Annotated in this window: 19 protein-coding genes and 1 tRNA gene; 14 read left to right on the top strand and 6 right to left on the bottom strand. The window is 62.3% G+C overall.

Annotated features, from left to right (window positions below; translation table 11 throughout):
• Window positions 1–588: 588 nt before the first annotated feature.
• Window positions 589–678, bottom strand: a tRNA-Ser gene (locus PZN02_RS07155).
• A gap of 305 nt (window positions 679–983) precedes the next feature.
• Here PZN02_RS07155 and rplU point away from each other — a divergent pair.
• From rplU to PZN02_RS07135, 4 genes are all read left to right on the top strand, one after another.
• Window positions 984–1355 (top strand): 50S ribosomal protein L21, encoded by a 372-nt coding sequence (rplU, locus tag PZN02_RS07150; protein WP_280660897.1) that lies wholly within the window; start codon window positions 984–986, stop codon window positions 1353–1355.
• A 33-nt stretch (window positions 1356–1388) separates the two neighbouring features.
• Window positions 1389–1658 (top strand): 50S ribosomal protein L27, encoded by a 270-nt coding sequence (rpmA, locus tag PZN02_RS07145; protein ID WP_280660896.1) that lies wholly within the window; start codon window positions 1389–1391, stop codon window positions 1656–1658.
• A 131-nt stretch (window positions 1659–1789) separates the two neighbouring features.
• Window positions 1790–2422 (top strand): GNAT family N-acetyltransferase, encoded by a 633-nt coding sequence (locus PZN02_RS07140; protein WP_167528129.1) that lies wholly within the window; start codon window positions 1790–1792, stop codon window positions 2420–2422.
• On the top strand, window positions 2419–3003 hold the full coding sequence (locus tag PZN02_RS07135) for a GNAT family N-acetyltransferase (protein ID WP_280660895.1): 585 nt from the start codon (window positions 2419–2421) through the stop codon (window positions 3001–3003). The genes PZN02_RS07140 and PZN02_RS07135 overlap by 4 nt, the downstream gene beginning before the upstream one ends.
• A gap of 41 nt (window positions 3004–3044) precedes the next feature.
• Here PZN02_RS07135 and PZN02_RS07130 read toward each other — a convergent pair whose 3' ends face one another.
• Window positions 3045–3905: an endonuclease/exonuclease/phosphatase family protein gene (locus PZN02_RS07130; protein ID WP_280660894.1), complete on the bottom strand. Its 861-nt coding sequence runs from the start codon at window positions 3903–3905 to the stop codon at window positions 3045–3047.
• Between the two features lie 70 nt (window positions 3906–3975).
• Here PZN02_RS07130 and obgE point away from each other — a divergent pair, with 70 nt between their 5' ends.
• The 10 genes from obgE (at window position 3976) to PZN02_RS07080 (ending at window position 14255) form a co-directional block, all read left to right on the top strand.
• Window positions 3976–4986, top strand: a complete 1011-nt coding sequence (gene obgE / locus PZN02_RS07125) for a GTPase ObgE (protein ID WP_280660893.1) — start codon at window positions 3976–3978, stop codon at window positions 4984–4986.
• Window position 4987: 1 nt separating this feature from the next.
• On the top strand, window positions 4988–6169 hold the full coding sequence (gene proB / locus PZN02_RS07120) for a glutamate 5-kinase (RefSeq protein WP_280660892.1): 1182 nt from the start codon (window positions 4988–4990) through the stop codon (window positions 6167–6169).
• Entirely contained in the window at window positions 6162–7445 is a 1284-nt protein-coding gene (locus PZN02_RS07115; RefSeq protein ID WP_280660891.1) for a glutamate-5-semialdehyde dehydrogenase, read from the top strand. Before proB ends, PZN02_RS07115 begins: the two co-directional genes overlap by 8 nt.
• Before the next feature lie 58 nt (window positions 7446–7503).
• Complete coding sequence (locus PZN02_RS07110; protein ID WP_280661416.1) at window positions 7504–8097, top strand: nicotinate-nucleotide adenylyltransferase; 594 nt, start codon at window positions 7504–7506, stop codon at window positions 8095–8097.
• A 197-nt stretch (window positions 8098–8294) separates the two neighbouring features.
• The gene (gene rsfS / locus PZN02_RS07105; protein ID WP_280661415.1) at window positions 8295–8708 is read left to right on the top strand and encodes a ribosome silencing factor; all 414 of its coding nucleotides are present in this window, start codon (window positions 8295–8297) and stop codon (window positions 8706–8708) included.
• 160 nt (window positions 8709–8868) lie between these two features.
• Entirely contained in the window at window positions 8869–9351 is a 483-nt protein-coding gene (gene rlmH / locus PZN02_RS07100; protein ID WP_280660890.1) for a 23S rRNA (pseudouridine(1915)-N(3))-methyltransferase RlmH, read from the top strand.
• Between the two features lie 106 nt (window positions 9352–9457).
• On the top strand, window positions 9458–10897 hold the full coding sequence (locus PZN02_RS07095; RefSeq protein ID WP_280660889.1) for a murein hydrolase activator EnvC family protein: 1440 nt from the start codon (window positions 9458–9460) through the stop codon (window positions 10895–10897).
• On the top strand, window positions 10887–12209 hold the full coding sequence (locus PZN02_RS07090) for a S41 family peptidase (protein ID WP_280660888.1): 1323 nt from the start codon (window positions 10887–10889) through the stop codon (window positions 12207–12209). The genes PZN02_RS07095 and PZN02_RS07090 overlap by 11 nt, the downstream gene beginning before the upstream one ends.
• Window positions 12210–12355: 146 nt before the next feature.
• On the top strand, window positions 12356–13573 hold the full coding sequence (locus PZN02_RS07085; protein ID WP_280660887.1) for a divergent polysaccharide deacetylase family protein: 1218 nt from the start codon (window positions 12356–12358) through the stop codon (window positions 13571–13573).
• A 154-nt stretch (window positions 13574–13727) separates the two neighbouring features.
• Complete coding sequence (locus tag PZN02_RS07080) at window positions 13728–14255, top strand: RNA pyrophosphohydrolase (protein ID WP_280660886.1); 528 nt, start codon at window positions 13728–13730, stop codon at window positions 14253–14255.
• A gap of 383 nt (window positions 14256–14638) precedes the next feature.
• Here the strand turns inward: PZN02_RS07080 and bfr are convergent, their stop codons facing one another.
• The 4 genes from bfr to PZN02_RS07060 form a co-directional block, all read right to left on the bottom strand.
• Entirely contained in the window at window positions 14639–15124 is a 486-nt protein-coding gene (gene bfr, locus PZN02_RS07075) for a bacterioferritin (RefSeq protein ID WP_280660885.1), read from the bottom strand.
• The gene (locus tag PZN02_RS07070; protein WP_425336275.1) at window positions 15090–15449 is read right to left on the bottom strand and encodes a (2Fe-2S)-binding protein; all 360 of its coding nucleotides are present in this window, start codon (window positions 15447–15449) and stop codon (window positions 15090–15092) included. The genes bfr and PZN02_RS07070 overlap by 35 nt, the downstream gene beginning before the upstream one ends.
• Window positions 15450–15749: 300 nt before the next feature.
• Window positions 15750–19103, bottom strand: coding sequence for an error-prone DNA polymerase (locus PZN02_RS07065; protein WP_280660883.1), 3354 nt, complete (start codon window positions 19101–19103; stop codon window positions 15750–15752).
• Window positions 19100–20515 carry a DinB/UmuC family translesion DNA polymerase gene (locus PZN02_RS07060; protein WP_280661414.1) on the bottom strand — a complete coding sequence of 472 codons (1416 nt, stop codon included), beginning with the start codon at window positions 20513–20515 and terminating at the stop codon, window positions 19100–19102. Before PZN02_RS07060 ends, PZN02_RS07065 begins: the two co-directional genes overlap by 4 nt.
• Window positions 20516–20524 lie beyond the last annotated feature (9 nt).

Raw genomic sequence — 20524 nt, 5'->3', positions numbered from 1 at the left:
ACGACTGCTGTCGATTCGCTGCAACGACGTCGCCCCGTCCCGGTCCTTATACCAGCATTGCGTTTGCTAGTAGCCTCCCAACATCTGTGGGTTACAATATGGAGATGGCGCGGAGGTCCCCTTTGCTATGACGGCATGAACGGCAATTGAGATCCGCTATCCGACATCCATCGGCATTCCTGCACACCCCGCTCAGTTGCGATAGAGGCCCTCGCCGCAATAGGCAAACAACGGCGGGCGGGCAGCAAGGAGCAGTTTCAATGATTTTGGTTCATCAGATGAGATTTGAGCTGGCACCTGGATTGGATTGGCTAGGTGCGCGGTTACGACACCGGCCCCTTCGGGAACAGAACGTTCCCCATCGACGTATTCGCGAACGGCTGCAGGACCGTGCAAAGCAACTGGGCATTTCATATGCCAAGCCGCACGCCGAATAGGATCAGATGGACGCCGACATATGCGCGTTACGCCTCCGGCCGGAGGGAGCCGGACTCGGCATACTCGCATCCGACAAGCATTTCACCGCGATGGGGCTGAATGCAGTAGCCGAGAAAAAACGCTATGAAGCATAGCTTTTATGGCGACACGTGGCGGAGAGGGGGGGATTCGAACCCCCGATGGGCTTGCACCCATGCCGCATTTCGAGTGCGGTGCATTCAACCACTCTGCCACCTCTCCGCAGGTCTGGTTGGCGCTTTGGTTGGCGCGGTCGGGTTCATAGCGGCAGATTTGCGCCCTGACAAGGGGCCGTGAAAAGAATATCTTGCTTGGCGGCGCCTTTCGTCTTGACAGTCAGGGGCGATTCCCGTAATCCGCGCAATGAAGTGGTGTGGTCTGACCGCGCCGCGAAGGGTAAGAGTTTGTGCCCACCCACTGGTGGAGGTCAAGGGTTTCCGAGGCGCTCCACTCAACGTAGCGACTGACAAAAAGACGGCCTTGCCTTTTTAAGGTAAAGAGCCGGACCGAACATGAAAGGATAAAATATGTTCGCAGTCATCAAGACCGGCGGTAAGCAGTACCGCGTGGCGGCCAACGACGTCATCACCATCGAAAAGCTGGAAGGCGTTCAAGGCGACAAGATTGAATTCACCGAGATCCTGATGGTCGGCGCCGGCGCCGATGCCACCATCGGTGCTCCGTTTGTCGAAGGTGCCGTTGTCAGCGCCGAAGTTGTGGAACAGGGCCGCGCCAAGAAGGTCATCGCCTTCAAGAAGCGCCGCCGCCAGAACTCCAAGCGTTCGCGCGGCCATCGCCAGCATCAGACGACTGTCCGCATCCTGGACATCGCTGCTGCCGGCGGCAAGGCGAAGAAGGCTTCGAAGAAGACCGAAGCTGCCGCTGAAGCTGCAAACTGAGTTCCGGGATCGAAGGTTTAAAGGAGAACACCAATGGCACACAAAAAAGCTGGCGGTTCGTCGCGCAACGGTCGCGATTCTGAGTCCAAGCGCCTTGGCGTGAAGAAGTTCGGCGGCGAAGTCGTCGTTGCGGGCAACATCATCGTGCGCCAGCGCGGCACGAAGTGGCATCCGGGTGCCAATGTCGGCCTCGGCAAGGACCATACGATTTTTGCGCTTACGGCAGGCAACGTGGACTTCCGCACGAAGGCCAACGGCCGAGTCTACGTGTCTGTAATGCCGAAAGCGGAAGCAGCGGAATAAGCCGGTAGCGCTCTAAAACAGCCGGCGTCTCATCGACCCGGCTGATGCACCCGCAAGGTTCAAAGCCAGACTTCAAAAGGGGAGATGGGACGGTACCCAACTCCCCTTTTCGCATGTCTGGAGGAAGAACCATGCAAACCGAGCTCTTGAGGGAAGACCAATCCCGGTCTCCCGAACAAAGGCTGAGGCCTCAGCGGTCAAGGACCGATTGCCCGATATTGTTATCGCCCCGGCTCGTTTTACGCGCGCCCCACGAAGACGATATCGACGCCCTTGCCCATCTTGCCAACAACGCCAATATCGCCACCATGGTCTCGCGCATGCCGCACCCCTACACCACGGCGGATGCGGCCGATTTCGTGCGACGCGCAAAAGCCGGCACGATTGGCAAGTGCGTCTACGCGATCACCAAGGCGGACAATGGCGCATTCTTGGGTTGCTGCGGCATCGAGCCGCATCCCGACGGCAAGACGGCCGAGCTTGGCTACTGGCTGGGCGAACCCTATTGGAACCAGGGCTACGCCACGGAAGCCGCGCAAGCGCTGACCGACATGGCCTTCCGCACCCGCGACATCGACCAGATCGATGCGCGCTGCCGGGTCATGAACATCGCCTCGCGGCGGGTCATCCAGAAGTGCGGCTTCCAGTTCCAGGGCTCCGGCATGGTCGAAAGCCTGGCGCTCGGTGGCATGATGTCCGTCGAATGGTACCGGCTCGACCGTAAGACCTGGGTTTCGCTGAGAAGCTGGGGAGGCATGCGATGAACGCGCTCGTTCCCGAACGGTCGCGGGTCATCATCCGCCCCGATCCCGGCCCCTGCCCGGTCATCCAAACCGAGCGGCTCAGGCTCAGACCGCACCGGCTTGCCGATGCGGAAGCGATCGCCCAGTCGCTCGGCGACTTCCAAGTCGCGCGCATGCTGGCGCGCGTCCCGGCGCCTTATGACCATCAGGATGCGCTCGACTGGTTGAACCGCCAGGCGACCAACGTCCTGCCCGACTGGGCGCTCGCCGTCACCACCGGCGACGATGTCCATATCGGCTGCGTCGGCATCGAGCTCAGGCACGGTCAGTGGCATGTCGGCTACTGGCTGAACCGGTTCTACTGGGGCAAGGGTCTGGCGAGCGAGGCGGTCCACACGGCGATCGAGCGCTTCTTCCGGCGCATGCCGGACACCGTGCTCCACTCAGGTGTCTTTGCCGACAATCCGGGCTCGCTCCGGGTCCAGGAGAAGCTCGGCTTCAGGATCACCGGCTGCAGCCAGATCTACGCGCTCGCCCGCAACGCCATGGTCGCGCACATCGAGACGCGTCTGACAGCCGCGGATCTGCGTCGGCCGTACTAATAAAGAGACCCGCGAAGGGCAGCCTTCGCGGGTTTCCCCGTTCAATGGAGCTCGATTCCGACCGGCAGGTGATCGGACCCCGTGGCGTCATAATCGGTCCAGGCATCCTTCAGGCGGGGGACCAGACCGGCACTGAGGAAACAATAATCGAGATGCATGCGCCGCTGACGATCATCCGGGTGAATCCAGCTATAGCTTTCCGGCGTCAGCCGGCCGAGTTGGGCGAGCGCGTCGACCGGATTGCCCATGCGCAGCGAGCGGCCGTAAAAGGCATCGGACGTGCCTACCATCGCATTGTATTCGGGCGATTCCGGCACCATGTTGAAATCGCCCATCACGACGAAATCTTCCGGATGGGGCGGTTCGGCGAAGCCGAAGTCGGCCGCGCCCGAAATCGCGCCGCCTTCGAGCGGATAGTTGACAAGCCTTTGTTTCAGAAACTCGATCTGGCTGATGCGTTCGCCCGGAAGCACATGGTCGAGGTGGACGGAATAGACCCGCAACGGGCCGGTCGGTGTCGCAATCAGCGCTTCGGTCGCGCCGCGTTGCAGGTTCATGGGACTGACCGTGCGCGTCCGCGGCAAGGCTATCAGCCGCGTCGAAAGGATAGGCCAGCGCGACAGGATCATGTTGCCGAACTGGAAGCGGCGATTGATCACGCGGCCGTTCTCGATCGTCGAGCCGGCATCGATGTCACAGGGCGCATGGAAAACGGAAAAATAGTCCGGCAGCAGGTCTTCGAAAATCGAGACGAGGTCGGCATTGCCGTTGCGATGGAAGTTGCGCGTCACTTCCTGCAAGGCGATGATGTCGGCTCCGCGGAGAGAAGCGGCAACGCGCTCGGGGTCGAAGCGCCCGTCGAGACCGATGCCGTATTGGATATTGTAGCTTGTGAACCGCACGATAGTCTTTGACCTCCAGGGTAACCGCCTATATCGATGGCGGCGAATATACTGAACAGATGGCAGCCAGATGAAATTTCTCGACGAAACAAAGGTCTATATCCGATCCGGGGACGGCGGCGCAGGCGCGGTCTCCTTCCGCCGCGAGAAATTCATCGAGTTCGGTGGACCGGACGGCGGCGATGGCGGCCGCGGCGGCGACGTCTGGGTCGAGGCCGTCAACGGCCTCAACACGCTGATCGACTTCCGCTACCAGCAGCACTTCAAGGCGAAGACCGGCACGCATGGCATGGGCCGCAACCGCACTGGCGCCGGCGGCGCCGACGTGACGCTGAAGGTGCCGGTCGGCACGCAGATCTTCGAGGAAGACGGCGAGACGCTGATCGTCGACATGGTGGCCGAAGGCCAGCGCTATCGGCTTGCCGCCGGCGGCAATGGCGGCTTCGGCAACGCCCATTTCAAATCCTCCACCAACCAGGCGCCGAACTGGGCCAATCCGGGCCTTGAAGGCGAGGAAAAGACCATCTGGCTCCGGCTGAAACTGATCGCGGATGCCGGCCTCGTCGGCCTGCCGAATGCCGGCAAATCGACCTTCCTTGCCGCCTGCACCCGCGCCCGGCCGAAGATCGCCAACTATCCCTTTACCACGCTGCATCCCAATCTCGGCGTCGCGACCGTCGATGGTCAGGAGTTCATCCTCGCCGACATTCCGGGTCTCATCGAGGGCGCCCACGAGGGTGTCGGCATCGGCGACCGCTTCCTCGGCCATGTCGAGCGCACCCGCGTGCTCTTGCATCTCGTCTCGGCACAGGAAGAGGATGTCGCCAAGGCCTACAAGACCGTGAAGCACGAGCTCGAGGCCTATGGCGGCGGGCTGGAGGACAAGCCGGAAATCGTCGCACTGGCACAGATCGACGTGCTCGACGAGGAGGAACTGAAGGCCAAGGCCAAGGCGCTCGCCAAGGCCTGCGGCTCGACGCCGCTCACGATTTCGGCGGTCACCGGCAAGGGCATGACCGAAGCGCTTCGGGCGCTTCGCAGCGTCATTTCCGCGGCCAAGGCCGGAGAAGAGAGCGCATAGAATGACAAAGACCCGCAAGCCGCTGCAAAAATACCGCCGGGTCGTCATCAAGATCGGGTCGGCGCTGCTGGTCGATCGCAAATCCGGCCTGAAAAAGGCCTGGCTCGACGCCCTGTGCGCCGACATTGCCGGATTGAAGGCGAAGGGCGTGGAAGTGCTCGTCGTCTCTTCCGGTGCCATAGCGCTCGGGAGAACGGTGCTGGACCTTCCGGCGGGCGCCTTGAAGCTAGAGGAGAGCCAGGCCGCCGCCGCCGTCGGCCAGATCGCCTTGGCGCGCGCCTGGTCGGAAAGCCTCTCGACCGATCAGATCATTGCGGGTCAGATCCTGCTGACGCTCGGCGACACGGAAGAGCGCCGCCGTTACCTCAATGCCCGGGCAACCATCAGCCAACTGCTGAAGCTCGGCGCCGTGCCGATCATCAACGAGAACGACACGGTGGCCACCACGGAGATCCGCTATGGCGACAACGACCGGCTCGCCGCCCGGGTGGCGACGATGGTCGGTGCCGACCTGCTCGTGCTGCTCTCCGATATCGACGGGCTTTACACCGCCCCGCCGCATCTCGACCCTAACGCGCGCTTCCTCGATACGATCGCCGAAATCACGCCGGAAATCGAGGCGATGGCCGGGGGTGCGGCCTCCGAGCTTTCGCGCGGCGGCATGCGCACCAAGATCGACGCCGGCAAGATCGCGACCACTGCGGGCTGCGCGATGATCATCGCCTCGGGCAAGCCGGAGCATCCTCTGAACGCGATCGAGTCCGGCGCCCGCTCCTCCTGGTTCGCGCCGGCCGGCTCGCCGGTGACCGCGCGCAAGACCTGGATTGCCGGGCAGCTTCTGCCGGCCGGCACGCTTATAATCGACGCCGGCGCCGAAACGGCGCTCCGCTCCGGCAAGAGCCTGCTGCCGGCCGGTGTCCGTCAGGTGACGGGCAGCTTCAGCCGTGGCGACACGATTGCGATCCTGGGCTCGTCCGGCCGTGAGATCGCCCGCGGCCTTGCGGGCTACGATGCCGACGAGGCGCGCCAGATCGCCGGCAAGAAATCGGCCGAGATTGCCGCAATCCTCGGCTATGCTGGCCGCGCGGCGATGGTGCACCGCGACGATCTGGTGATGACGGGTCCCGCCGGAACGCGCGTGGACGATGGAAGAGACGAGAGGAAGGGCGAGGTTCATGCTTGACGCGGTCAATAACGGCGACGACGTCAACAACGTCATGCTGGAAATCGGCCGCCGCGCCAAAGCGGCAAGCCGACCGCTCGCCGTTGCGAGCGCCGAGCGCAAGCACGCGGCGCTGATCGCCATGGCAGATGCGATTGTCGCCAGGACGGAGGAAATCCTCGCAGCCAATGTGGTCGACCTTGAAAACGCCGAGAGAACCGGCGTCGCCAAAGCCTTCATCGATCGTCTCACGCTCAACCGGGACCGCATCCGCGATATGGCCGACGGCATCCGTGCGATTGCCGCCTTCAAGGATCCGATCGGCGACGTGATTGCCGAATGGGACCGCCCGAACGGTCTGCATATCGAGCGCGTACGCACGCCGCTCGGCGTGATCGGCGTGATTTACGAAAGCCGGCCCAACGTCACGGGCGACGCCGGCGCGCTCTGCCTCAAGGCCGGCAATGCGGTGATCCTGCGCGGCGGCTCCGACAGTTTTCATTCGTCGCGGGCGATCCATGCCTGCCTGGTCGAGGGGCTGAAGGCCGCCGGCCTGCCGGAGCATGCGATCCAGATGGTGCCGGTCGCCGACCGCGCCGCCGTCGGCGCCATGCTTTCCGGCCTCAACGGCGCGATCGACGTGATCGTGCCGCGCGGGGGAAAAAGCCTTGTGGCCCGCGTTCAAAACGAGGCGCGGGTGCCGGTCTTCGCGCATCTGGAAGGCCTCTGCCACATCTATGTCGACGCTTCGGCCGATCTCGACATGGCAAGGAAAATCGTCGTCAACGCCAAGATGCGCCGCACCGGCATCTGCGGCGCCGCCGAAACGCTGCTGATCGACCGCAATGCCGCCGATCGTTTTGCGAAGCCGCTGCTGCAAGCGCTCGTTGACGCCGGCTGCGAAGTCAGGGTTTCGCAGGATCTGGAAGCGCTGCTGCCGGGTCTGAAATCCGCGACCGACGAGGATTGGGCGACCGAATATCTCGACGCCATTATTTCGGCGAAGCTGGTCGACGGTATTTCCGGCGCCATCGACCACATCAACACCTGGTCGTCGGCTCATACCGAAGCGGTTATCGCGGAAGATCCGGCCGTCGTGGAACACTTCTTCTCGGAGATCGACTCCGCCATCCTCCTGCACAACGCCTCGACGCAGTTTGCCGACGGCGGCGAGTTCGGCATGGGCGGCGAGATCGGCATCGCCACTGGCAAGATGCATGCGCGCGGGCCCGTCGGCGTCGAGCAGCTGACCTCGTTCAAATACCGCGTGCGCGGCACGGGACAGGTGCGGTCCTGACGTGATTCCACCTCGAGTGAACGCGCGCTATCTGCGCATGCCGCATGTCGAAAGCGGGATGACGGTTGGCCTCTTCGGCGGATCGTTCAACCCGCCCCACGGCGGCCATCTCCTCGTCGCCGAAACGGCGTTGCGCAGGCTTGGTCTCGATCAGCTCTGGTGGATGGTGACGCCCGGTAACCCGCTGAAGAATAACAACGCTCTCGCGCCGCTGGCGGATCGCATCGCGCTCAGCGAGAAGATCGCCTCCAATCCCCGCATCAAGGTCACGGCCTTCGAGCAGTCGCTTGGCCAGAGTTATACGGCTCGCACACTCGAAATCGTCCGCGCCCGCAATCGCGACGTACGCTTTGTCTGGGTGATGGGGGCGGACAACCTCAAGAATTTCCACCGCTGGCAGAACTGGCGCAAGATTGTCTCGACCTTTCCGATCGCGGTCATTGACAGGCCGGGCTCGACGCTTGCCTATCTTTCATCACGCATGGCGCGGACCTTCGATTATGCCCGGATCGACGAGGACGATGCTCTGGCGCTCGCCTTCCACCCCGCGCCCGCCTGGACATTCATTCACGGACCACGCTCACCACTCAGTTCCACGGCGCTTCGCTCTACGGAGCCGCGCGTCTCATCAGACGTTCAGAGTTCGCTGTAGCTCTTTGAGTCGCTGCTGCTCTTATCCATGAACCGGCTTCGATTTAAGGGAACATGCAGCAGTTAATCTGCGTGAATTCCCATGATTCATTTCTCGCGTCTTGAAACCCTCATGGTTTGGTGCCTACATTTACGGACGGTTCGATCCTGATCGTCGAATCGGAAGTGCCTGTTCTGTTCTTTTAGAAAGGAAAAACCCTGACAACAGTACACGCCAAGGGTTATGCGGCAACCGCATACCCGCGCAGCACGGGATCAAGCGACGAAGCCGCTGTCCGTGCGCTTAACCTGGTCCTCGAAAGCCTAGAGGACTCGAAGGCAGAAGATATCGTCACCATCAACATTGCCGGAAAATCGGCGCTGGGAGACTTCATGGTTGTTGTCTCCGGGCGGTCGAACAGGCATGTGATGGCGATTGCCGACCACCTGATCACGGACCTGAAGGACGAAGGGTTTGGCAATTCCCGCGTCGAAGGCCTTGAAGGTGGCGACTGGGTGCTGATCGACACCGGCGATGTGATCGTTCACATCTTCCGGCCGGAGATCCGGGAGTTCTACAACATCGAAAAGATGTGGGCTGCCCCGGAAATCGAGGACGGTACCCTGCACTGAGACGCGCCGCCCGAACCTGACTAAAATCTCAGGACGGAGCGACAGCGCCGGTGTCGAATGAAAATGCAGCTGTCATCGCCCGGCCGGGCTGATGGCAGCAGGAGTGGTTTTGCCAGTCGTTTCGCAGGATCGGTCTGGCACCGGTAGGGATGATCGGGTCGTGCGTATCGGACTTTTCGCAGTCGGCCGCCTGAAGGCGGGGCCGGAAAAGGACCTCGCGGGCCGTTATCTCGACCGCTTCGCCAAGGCGGGGCCTGCGGTGGGGCTGGAGTTCACCCGGGTCGTGGAAGTGGCCGAAAGCCGCGCCGGCAACGCGGAGACGCGCAAGCGCGAGGAGGCCGCTCAGCTCGAAAAGGCGCTCGCGGACGGCGGCCTGCTCGTGCTGCTCGACGAACGCGGAAAGGCGATCGATTCGGAAGCCTTCGCTTCGCTCATCGGCACATTCCGGGACAGCGGAAAGCGCGATCTGACGATCGCGATCGGCGGCGCCGACGGCTTGGATCCGGCGTTGCACGCACGCGCTGACGCGATACTCTGCCTTGGCAAGATGACCTGGCCGCACCAGCTCGTGCGCATCCTGATTGCAGAGCAGCTTTACCGTGCCGTGACGATCCTGTCAGGTCATCCCTATCATCGCGCCTGATGAGACGTTTGTGTATTCACGGGCGCGATAACACGATTATGTGTTGGTTGGCCTAGCCAAATCAGATTAGGGTTTCTGCCTATCTTGCAGGAAAGCATCGGGCCGGATGACGCGCCGAGAGAAAAGTGCCGATTTGGGTTGGGCGGTGCGTCGGGTCGGACGCGGTGCCGCGGCATTGGCCGTTCTCTTGGGCGTGATTGCCTTGGGCGTGATTGCGCCGGCTGTTGCCCAGGACGCGACCGTCGGGGCTCCCGCCGGTGCGCCGACGAACGAACAGGCACCGCCGGACCCCGCAGCTGATCTCGCGCTTAGACGCGACAGCACACGCAGTGAGCTCGACGCGCTTTCCAAGACCATTACGCTGTCGCGCGAGCGCGCCGAAGCGCTCGAGCAGACGATCGCCGAGATCGACAAGAGCAATGAGGGGCTCCGCGCCGCGGTCGTCGAGTCAGCAGGCAAGCGACGTGGGCTGGAGCAGCAGATTGCCGACGGCGAAAAGAAGCTCAACGACCTGCGCGTGAAAGAGGACGTGGTGCGGCGGTCGCTCCGTGCCCGGCGCGGCATACTTGCCGAAGTGCTTGCCGCCCTGCAGCGCATGGGGCGAAATCCGCCGCCGGCCATCCTCGTCACGCCGGAGGACGCGCTGGCCTCCGTCCGCAGTGCAATCCTCCTTGGCGCCGTTGTGCCGGAGATGCGCGAGCAGACCGACAGTCTCGTCGCCGATCTGAAGGCGCTCGCAGGCATTCGCAGCGGCATCGGAAAGCAGCGCGCGGAATTGACGGCGGCGATGACGGCCAATCTCGAGGAAGAGCGCCGCATGTCGATGCTGGTGACCGAAAAGGAAAGGTTGCGGCAGCAGAATGCGAACGAACTCGCGGTCGAGCAGCGCAAGGCCCAGGAACTGGCCTCGCAGGCGACCAATCTCGAAGGATTGATTTCGTCGCTCGAGACCGAGATCTCCTCGGTACGGGACGCCGCCGCGGCCGCGCGCGCGCAAGAGGAGGAGCGCCTGCGGATGAGCGAGGCCGAGCGCGAAGAGGCCCGGGAGATTGCCCGCAACGCGGTGCCCGACAAAAACCGCATTGCGCCCGCATACGTATTTTCGGAGTTGCGGGAGCGGCTTGCCTATCCCGTGGCGGGGTCGCTCCTGCGGCAGTTTGGCGATGCCGACGGCACCGGGCATTCGCTGCAAGGCATTATGCTGGAAACCAATGCAGGCGCATTGGTGACCACGCCGGCAGACGGGTGGATCGTCTACGCCGGAAGTTTCCGCAGCTATGGGCAGATGATCATTCTCAATCCCGGCGATGGGTATCATATCGTTCTGTCGGGAATGGAAAATGTGAGTGTCCGGCCGGGACAGTTCGTCGTGGCTGGGGAGCCCTTGGCGACGATGGGTGCAAAAAGAGTGGCGAGTGCGGCGGCCTTGGCGCTGGAAACTGACAGGCCAACGCTTTACATTGAATTCCGAAAAGACGGAAAACCGGTCGATTCCCGGCCGTGGTGGTCCGCAGCAGAGGTTGGAAAGGCGCGAAATGATACGTAGAGCTTCACTTGTTCTGGTCGGGGCGCTGATGGGTGCGACGGCGATGGGCGTCGTCTATTCGGCGACCATTCCGGCCGTGGCAGCCAATTCGTCGACGTACCGCGAACTGGCGATCTTCGGCGACGTTTTCGAGCGCGTGCGGGCGCAGTATGTGACGCCCCCGCAGGATGACAAACTGATCGAGAATGCCATCAACGGCATGCTCTCCTCGCTCGACCCGCATTCGAGCTACATGAACTCGACGGACGCCGAGGATATGCGCACCCAGACGCGCGGCGAATTCGGCGGTCTCGGCATCGAAGTGACGATGGAAGACGATCTCGTCAAGGTGACGAGCCCGATCGACGACACGCCTGCTGCGCGCGCCGGCGTGCTTGCCGGCGACTTCATCTCGAAGATCGATGGCCAGGACGTTCGCGGCCTGAAGCTCGAGGAAGCGGTCGACAAGATGCGCGGCGCCGTCGGCACACCGATCAAGCTTACCATTCTGCGCAAGGGCGCCGAAAAGCCGATCGAGCTGACGATCGTGCGCGACGTGATCGCCGTGCGTGCGGTCAAGGTCCGCGTCGAAGGCGATGTCGGCTACCTTCGGGTGATCTCCTTCACCGAGAAGACCTTCGACGACCTGAAGAAGGGCATCGAGAAGGTCAAGGCGGAAGTCCCGGCGGACAAGCTGAAGGGCTATGTGCTTGACCTGCGCCTCAATCCGGGCGGTCTTCTCGACCAGGCGATCAATGTTTCGGACGCCTTCATGGAACGCGGCGAGGTCGTTTCGACCCGCGGCCGCAACCCGGACGAGACGCGCCGCTTCAACGCGACGCCGGGCGATCTCGCCGACAACAAACCCGTCATCGTGCTCGTCAACGGCGGCTCGGCTTCGGCATCGGAGATCGTTGCGGGTGCGCTCCAGGATATGAAGCGCGCGACAGTGCTCGGCACGCGTTCCTTCGGCAAGGGCTCGGTTCAGACGATCATTCCGCTCGGCGACGCCGGCGCACTGCGCCTGACGACCGCGCTCTACTATACGCCGTCGGGCAAGTCGATCCAGGGCACGGGTATCACACCAGACATCAAGGTCGAGCAGCCGCTCCCGCCGGAGCTTCTGGGCAAGGTGGAAGCGCAGGGCGAATCCGACCTGCGTGGCCATATCCCGGGGCAGAATGAGACAGACGAAGGCTCCGGTTCGGTCGCCTATGTGCCGCCGGAAGCCAAGGACGACATTCAGCTCAACTATGCGCTCGACCTGTTGCGCGGCAAGAAGACGGATCCGGCCTTCCCGGCCAATCCCGATCAGGCCGAGCTCAAGAAGTAAGCCGAAGACATACATGATCATGGGCGCCGGGCTGTTCAACCCGGCGCCTTTATATTATGCAACGGCAACAGCCAGCGGGAATCCGATGATTCTTCGTGAGCGGCATTCTTCACCGGCAACTTCCTTCAGGTCGACCGAGGCTCCGTTTGGGAACCGATCTCAATGCCCCACTTGGCCAGAACCGGAAGGTAAGGCCTGTACGTCGCCGTAACTTCCGCAGCTTCCTCGGCTATGTGCTCGTGAGCCTCTGTGCAGCCACCGTCGTCGGCCTTTCCGCCTGGAGCGCTTTGTCTCCCGACGGGCTTACCCATGCGACCGAAGCGCCGGAACTTGCCTCAAGAGGCGCAACACCCGTCGGAGGGACTTCCGCAACGGCCGCAACGAGTGATGCCGCAGGAAGGCGGAGAAGTGCTCTTCGCCCGGATGGCGCACTTTCCGGCGCCCATGTCGAAGAGATGCTGACCAACGACGGGACAACGGTGACGAAATACACGCCGCGGTCGCGCCAAAGCGACGGCCCGGCATTCATCAATGTCGGATCGGTTCGCGGCCAGGATCCGCGCATGGCGGCGCTGCCGAACGAGGACCTTTTGGAGGACAGCCCGCAGGGCCGGCTGCCAATCATCGGTCCGGATGGGCTTAGGCCGATGGACCAGTACGCGCGCCCATGGTCCGGCGCGCGCGGCAACCGCATTGCGCTCGTTATCGGCGGTCTAGGCCTCAGCCAGACCGGAACGCAGCGGGCGATCCGCGAGCTTCCGCCGGAGGTGACGCTTGCCTTTGCCGCCGCCGGCAACAGCCTGCAGCGCTGGATGCAGGACGCGCGACGCGACGGCCATGAGATCCTGCTGCAGATTCCGATGGAGCCGTTCGACTACCCGGACAATGATCCGGGCCCGCACGCGCTCCGCGTTTCATCGAGCGCCACGAAGAACCTCGCCGAACTGCACCGGAGCATGGGCCAGATCACCAACTATACCGGCATCATGAATTACCTCGGCGGACGCTTCCTCTCCGACGCCGATGCGCTCGAGCCGGTGATGCGCGACCTCGGCAAGCGCGGACTGCTCTTTCTCGACGACGGCACCTCGGCACAATCGCTCTCTGGCACTCTCGCCGGCGCCTTCGACGTGCCGCATGGTTTTGCCGATGTCATTGTCGACAGTGCGCTCAGCCGCAGCGCGATCCTGCGCAAGCTCGACGAGCTTGAGCGCATCGCGAGGCGAAACGGCACGGCAATCGGCGTCGCCTCCGCCTTCGACGAAAGCGTGGCGGCAATCTCGGAATGGATGCAGGAGGCCGGCGGGCGCGGCATCGAATTCGTCGGCGTTTCGGCGCTCGTCAACGATCCGCAACAAAAATGAGATAAGCGGGCGAAAGAGAAAGCGCGCCGTATCGCCATGGCATTGCATCGGGTCATGCGGTTTGCGATGCAGCAATTCAAGGTGCTACAGCGTCCTTTGCGCATCTGATAGGACGCGCAAAGGACGCTGTAGGGGGCGAGAGAAGGAAGTCGGTATGAGCAAGGACAAGAGCAAGGTCGTGAAGGCGAAAGACCTGCCCTACAGGCCCTGCGTCGGCGTCATGGTCCTGAACCGCGAAGGCCTTGTCTGGGCCGGGCATCGGCTCGCCGTTGGCAATTCGGAATATGACGGCTCGCCGGAACTGTGGCAGATGCCGCAGGGAGGGATCGACAAGGGCGAGGATCCGCTCGAGGCAGCTTACCGCGAACTCTACGAGGAGACCGGCATTCGCTCGGTTTCACTGCTTGCCGAGGCGCCGAACTGGATCAACTACGATCTGCCGCCGCAATTGATCGGGATCGGCCTCAAAGGCAAGTACCGCGGGCAGACGCAGCGCTGGTACGCCTTCCGCTTCGAAGGCGATGAAAGCGAAATCGCCATCAATCCACCGCCCGGCGGCCACGATCCGGAATTCGACGCGTGGGAGTGGAAGCCGATGCACGAATTGCCGGATCTGATCGTGCCGTTCAAGCGCAAGGTCTATGAAGAGGTCGTTGCGGCCTTCTCCCATCTGGTACGCTGACCGCGTTCTCTGTCCGCATCTGCCCCTCATACGCCTGCCGGCACCTTCTCCCGCAAGCGGGGAGAAGGGACGATGCCGCTCCGCTCGCGGCCCACGTCGCCTACAGCACCGCGCGTCCTATCAGACGCGACAGCAGCGTACTGCGCCTTGTCGGTTGCGCCACGGCAAGCTTCTCCTCTCATCCTCATTCCCGTGCTCGTCACAGGAATTCAGCCAGCCCAAGTCCTTGGGATGAAAAGACTCTTCCGCGCCGCCGACGCGGCGCTGCTGGATCCCTGTGTCGGGCACAGGGATGAGGGTGGGTGGGGGACGCCGTGCGCAACAGCGAGAGAAGGAGCGCGCCGCCTTTGGTTGCGCGGCGCGAACAATCCACGAGGCTGCCCCTATTCGGCTTCGTCGGCCGAGGCAGCGTTGAGCTGACCGTACTTCTGCTCGCCGATCTTCTCGAGAAGGTCGATCTGCGTCTCGAGGAAATCGATATGGCCCTCTTCGTCGGAGAGCAGTTCCTCGAAGAGCTTCATGGAGACGTAGTCTCCGGCGTCATGACAGATGTCACGGGATTTCTTGTAGGCCGTGCGGGCATCGTATTCGCCGGCGAGGTCGGCCTTGAGCACTTCCTTGACGTTCTGGCCGATGCGCAGCGGTGCGACCGTCTGCAGGTTGGGATGGCCTTCGAGGAAGATGATGCGTGCGATAAGCTTGTCGGCGTGGTGCATTTCCTCGATGGATTCTGCACGCTCCCTCTTTGCCAGAAGCGTGTAACCCCAGTCTTCGAGGAGGCGGTAGTGCAGCCAGTACTGGTTGACGGCGCCGAGTTCGAGATAGAGCGCTTCGTTAAGCTGCTCGATGACCTTTTTGTCGCCTTTCAAGATCCGCCCTCCGGTTTTCCTCGTGGAATTGTTTTAGGCGGATCATGAAATCAAATATCTCGGCTTCCGTCGAGTCGCGGCGAGCGTGATATTGCTCGGTAGTGCGGATGATGATGTCGACGACATTCGGAAAGCAGCCGCAGCAACGGCCGCGTTTTTCCATCGCGTGATAGACCTTCGCCGGCACGATCAACTGCCAACAGTCTTCGTCGAGTAGACTGATGATCGTGTCTTCGATCTCTTCTTCCGTGATGAAATTGCAGCTGCAAACCAGCATCTCGTATTGCCTATCAAACGCAACGCCCTGATTTCTCGCATAAAGCAAAAGAGGATATTTGCCGTCAACAAAAAACTCCTCCCCGTAAAGTTGAGGGGTACGTTAGACCGGTTCTAAACTTGACGAAAACCATCGCATTTTCATAACATTAGACGATTCTAAGAAGACGTTTTTTCTTCCAGAACTTGCAATTTTGGCGGAATGGCCTGCGACATTTTTACACAGGCGCGACCCAAGCGCCGCAAACCTCGTCGGGACGAACGAGACACCGATACGATCTCACCGAAGCTTGGAGCGGGATGAGGAAAAGCGTGCGCGGTTTTCCGCCCGCATCCCGCTCTGACTCAATTAGTGGAAGTTGCGCCCTTTCGGCATGACATCGGCCACCTCCGTTGCCGTATCCCGGTGCTCGCCTGCGCGGGCGGGCAAAGGCAGCCGCATCTGCTTGAGCGCTTTCCTTTCGCGGGCGGCGGCCGTCGGCCGCAAGGCCTCGTCCATGCGGTCGCTGGCTGCAAGACGCCGCGCTTCCTTACGCAGGAGACCAAGCATCGGCGTTATGTCCTCGACATGCTCGGCAACCACATGGATGACGCCGCTTTCGCTCTGTAATCGGCCACGGACCTTCACAAGCCGTGAGCCCATAACCTCTGCCCGGTATTTCTTGAACATTTTTTCCCAGACGATGATGTTGGCGACGCCGGTCTCGTCCTCGATCGTCATGAAGATGACACCCTTGGCCGAACCCGGGCGCTGACGAACGAGCACAAGGCCGGCGACCGTGACCCTTCTTCCTGCGGCGGTCTGCGCCAGATCGCGATTGGCAACTATGCCCATTCGCGAGAAATCCTCCCGCATGAAGGAAACAGGGTGAGCCTTCAGCGAAAGCGTCAGATAGCGGTAATCGTTGATGACATGCTCTCCGGGGGGCATATCGGGAAGGGCGACCGCCGGCTCGGCCTGCAGATCCTCGGAACCCGCGCCATCGAAAAGCGGCAGACGCTCGACCGCCGACGCCTCATCAAGCGCCTTCACCGCCCAGAGGGCTGCGCGCCGATCGAGGCCGATGGAACGGAAGGCATCGGCATCCGCAAGGCGCTCCAGAACGGACCGGGTAAGCCCGGAACGCATCCAGAGGTCATGGATGGAGCGGTATCCCCTGCCCCGACGCGCAACGAGCGTATCCATATCCTCTTGCCTCAGTCCCTTGACCAGCCGGAAGCCCAGCCGGACGGCCTTCTGAGTCCGGATCACGCCTGCCATTTCGGCATGGCGAGGACCGATCTCTGCCTTGTTGAACATGCCTTCGCCTTCGAGCCCGGCGTCCCAGCTCGAAAAATTGATGTCGACCGGCAGCATCTTGACCCCATGTTCGCGGGCATCCCGCACGAGCTGCGCCGGCGCATAGAAGCCCATCGGCTGCGAGTTCAAGATCGCAGCACAGAAGACGTCCGGGTAATAGGTCTTGAACCAGGACGAGGCATAGACAAGGGATGCGAAGGAGGCCGCATGGCTCTCGGGAAAGCCGTATTCGCCGAACCCCTTGATCTGGTTGAAGCAGCGCTCGGCAAACTCCCTGTCGTAACCGTTCTTGACCATGCCCTCGATCATTTTCCGCTCGAAAGTATGGATCGTGCCGGTCCGCTTGAAGGTCGCCATGGCGCGGCGGAGCTGATCGGCTTCGCTGGGCGAAAAGCCGGCGGCGGTGATCGCGATCTGCATCGCCTGTTCCTGGAACAGCGGCACGCCGAGCGTCCTTTCCAAGACCGCTTTCAGTTCCGGACTCGGATATTCGACCGGTTCCTGCCTTAACCGCTGCGCCTCGCGCCGCTTGAGATAGGGATGCACCATGTTGCCCTGGATGGGGCCGGGGCGGACAATCGCGACCTCGATCACCAGATCATACATTTCACGCGGCTGGAGGCGCGGAAGCATGCTCATCTGCGCCCGGCTTTCGATCTGGAAGACCCCGATCGTATCGGCGCGACAAATCATGTCATAAACGACCGTCTTCTGATCCTGATAGATTTCAGCCAGCTTTTTTGGCTCGCCGTAATGCGCTTCCAGAAGCTTGAAGGCCTTGGCGAGGCAGGTCAGCATGCCGAGCGCCAGCACGTCGACCTTCAGGATCTTCAGATGGTCGAGGTCATCCTTGTCCCATTCGATCATGTAACGGTCGGGCATGGCCGTGTTCATGATCGGCACGACCTCGTCGAGCCGGTCGCGGGTGATCACGAAGCCGCCGACATGCTGCGACAGATGCCGCGGAAAGTTCAAGAGCAGGCTGGCATAGCCAAGAACGCGCCTCGTCAGCGGATCCGATGCATCGAGACCAGCAGCCTTCGCCTGCTCCTCGGTGAAGGCCGAAGAGCTCCAGCCCCAGATCGAGCTCACGAGCGCCGACTGGACATCCTCCGAAAGGCCGAACGCCTTGGCGACCTCGCGCCCGGCCGAACGCGAGCGATAACTGATCACCGCGGCCGTCAGCCCGGCATGTTCCTTGCCGTAGGTCCTGTAGATATGCTGGATGACCTCCTCGCGCCGCTCGTGTTCGAAATCGACATCGATATCGGGCGGTTCGTCGCGGTCGCGGGACAGGAACCGATCGAAGAGCAGGGTGAACTTCTGCGGATCGACGTCGGTGATGCCGAGGCAGAAGCAGACCGAGGAATTGGCCGCCGACCCCCGCCCCTGGCAAAGAATTTTCTCACCGCGGGCAAACTTCACCAGCTTGTGCACGGTCAGGAAATAGGGCTCGTATTTCTTGTCGTTGATGAGTTCCAGTTCGTATTCGATCTGCCGCTTCACCTTTTCCGGCACGCCGGCGGGATAACGTTCAGCCGCGCCTTCGGCGACAAGCCGCTTCAGGGTTTCCGCCGGCGTCTCGCCTTCGGCATTTTCGTCCGGATATTGGTGGCTGAGTTCGTCGAGATTGAAGGCGAGCCGCTTGAAGAACTTGCGCGCATTGACGATCGCCTCGGGGTAATCGCTGAAAAGCCGCGCCATTTCCTTCGGGCCCTTCAGGTGCCTCTCGGCATTCTTCTGGAGAAGGAAGCCGGCGCTGGCGATCGTCACATGTTCCCGAATGGCGGTGACGACATCCGCGAGCGGCCTGTATTGCGGATCGTGGTAGAGCGCGTCATTGGTGGCCAGAAGCCGCACGCCGGCCTTCCGGGCGAGAGCGGCAAGAACGGCGAAATCATGCCGGTCGAACCCGTCGTAACGCGGCGTCATTCCGAGATAGAGCCTGCTGCCCGCCTGTTGCTGCAGCTTCTCCAGGATATCTCCAAGAAAGCCAGCATCCGGTCGCCCCTCGCCTTGCATGACGATAAGGAGAAGATCCTCCTGCCACTCGAAAAGATCCGCGAGATAAAGCGTGCACTCCCCTTTCTTCGAGCGCAGGTTTCCGGCGCTAAGCAGGCGACACAGATGCCCCCACCCCTTCCTGTTTCTTGGATAGGCGAGGATATCCGGCGTGCCGTCAGCAAAAACCAGGCGGGCGCCCGGCCGGAAAGGATAGCCCTCCACTTTTGCCTTGGCATGGGCCCGGACGACGCCCGCGACGCTGTTGCGATCGGCGATGCCGAGGCCGGCAAGCCCGACCTTCTTGGCAAAGACGATCATTTCCTCAGCGGGCGCTGCTCCTTCCAGAAAGGAGAAATTCGTGCGCGCGCCAAGCTCGTAGAAGGTAGGATCCGCGCTCATGCGAAAACTCCATGCATGAACCAGCGGACCGGGGAGATTTCCCGTCCGTAAAGACCCTCGCGGAACAGCCAGAAACGGCGGCCTTCCTGGTCCTCGACCCGGAAGTAGTCGCGGGTCGGATACCCCTCCCCATCGATCCACCATTCGGCGGCGATGCGCTCCGGCCCCTCGGCGCGGGCGACGCGATACTGGGTCTTGCGCCAGTTGAAGCTGCGCGGCGCGCCATCGGGCACCTCGGCCGTCGCTTCGACAAGCTCAGGATGCGTGAAAATCCGGAGCGGGCGGTTTTCGGGACAGGCTTTCTCATCGACCGGACAGGATCCGATGACCGCCGCAACATCCGTCAAGGGAGCAAATCCGCCCGCGCGTTCCGGCAGATGGCTTTCGGCAAGGGTCGCAAAGGTCAGGCAATCCGGCCCGAAGCGCGCACACAGCTTGTCGGCGAAGACGGCGAGCGGCTGGCTTTCATCGGGAACGCCGGAAAAATCCTGTTGGGCAGGATCGAGCCTTTCGCTTCTAAGGACGGATAGCCGGAGGATCTCGAAACCGTATCCGGCATCGAGGTCATCATGAACCGCCTGCAACCGCTCGCGAAAGAGGGCCGCGATCCGATCGGCATCGTTCAAGGGAACGGCCGCATGCGCCTGAATGCGGAACACCCGGCCATCGACGCGAATGAGGAGAAGCTCGAACAGACGCCCGCCTTCGCCATGCCGTTCCAGCGAGAGGCGGACATCGTTGGAAAGATGCCGTGCCAGTTCAAGAATGTGCTCTTCTTCCTGAAGCGGCTCGGCAAGGCGGCGTTCGGCGGAAAAGCTCGGAACGGGGAGACGGGGCGAGAGGGGCTCGTCCACGTGGCCCCTTGCCTGATCGAGCCGCAGGAGAAGCAAGGAACCGAAGCGGCGGGTGAGAGGCGCGCGCGGTGCTTGAAGAAGATCGCCGATCTCTTTCAGCCCGACCCGCTCGAGCAGGGCGGCGGTTTCCGCCGGCAGGCGCAGCGCGGCGACCGGCAAGGGTGCGAGAGCCCGTTCGGCATCATCGGGCGCAATGACGGCGGCACTGCCGTAGCGGGCAACCGCCCAGGAGAGGCCCGCAGAGGATGAGATCACCGCCCGCGCCTCGATGCCGAGCAGGAAGAGGCGCGAAAGCACGTCGTCGACCAGCGCTCTCTCGCCGCCGTGAAGATGGGCGCAGCCGGTAATGTCGAGGAACAGGCCATCCTTTCCGTCGAGTGCGACGAGCGGCGTATAGCGGTCGCACCAGTCGGCAAGCCCCTCCAGGAAGGCCCGATCCGCCGCCGGATCGTCGATGATCACATCGAGCGACGGGCACATGGCGCGGGCATCCGCCGCCCCCTGGCCTCGCTTCAGGCCCACCCGTTCGGCAAGCGTGTCGAGCGCGACGAGCCGCATGGCATTGTC

Origin of the sequence: Sinorhizobium garamanticum (genome assembly GCF_029892065.1) — a bacterium.
Taxonomy (GTDB): Bacteria; Pseudomonadota; Alphaproteobacteria; order Rhizobiales; family Rhizobiaceae; genus Sinorhizobium; species Sinorhizobium garamanticum.
The sequence above is the reverse complement of the archived record's forward strand: the minus strand, read 5'-3'. Positions and strand labels throughout refer to the sequence as shown.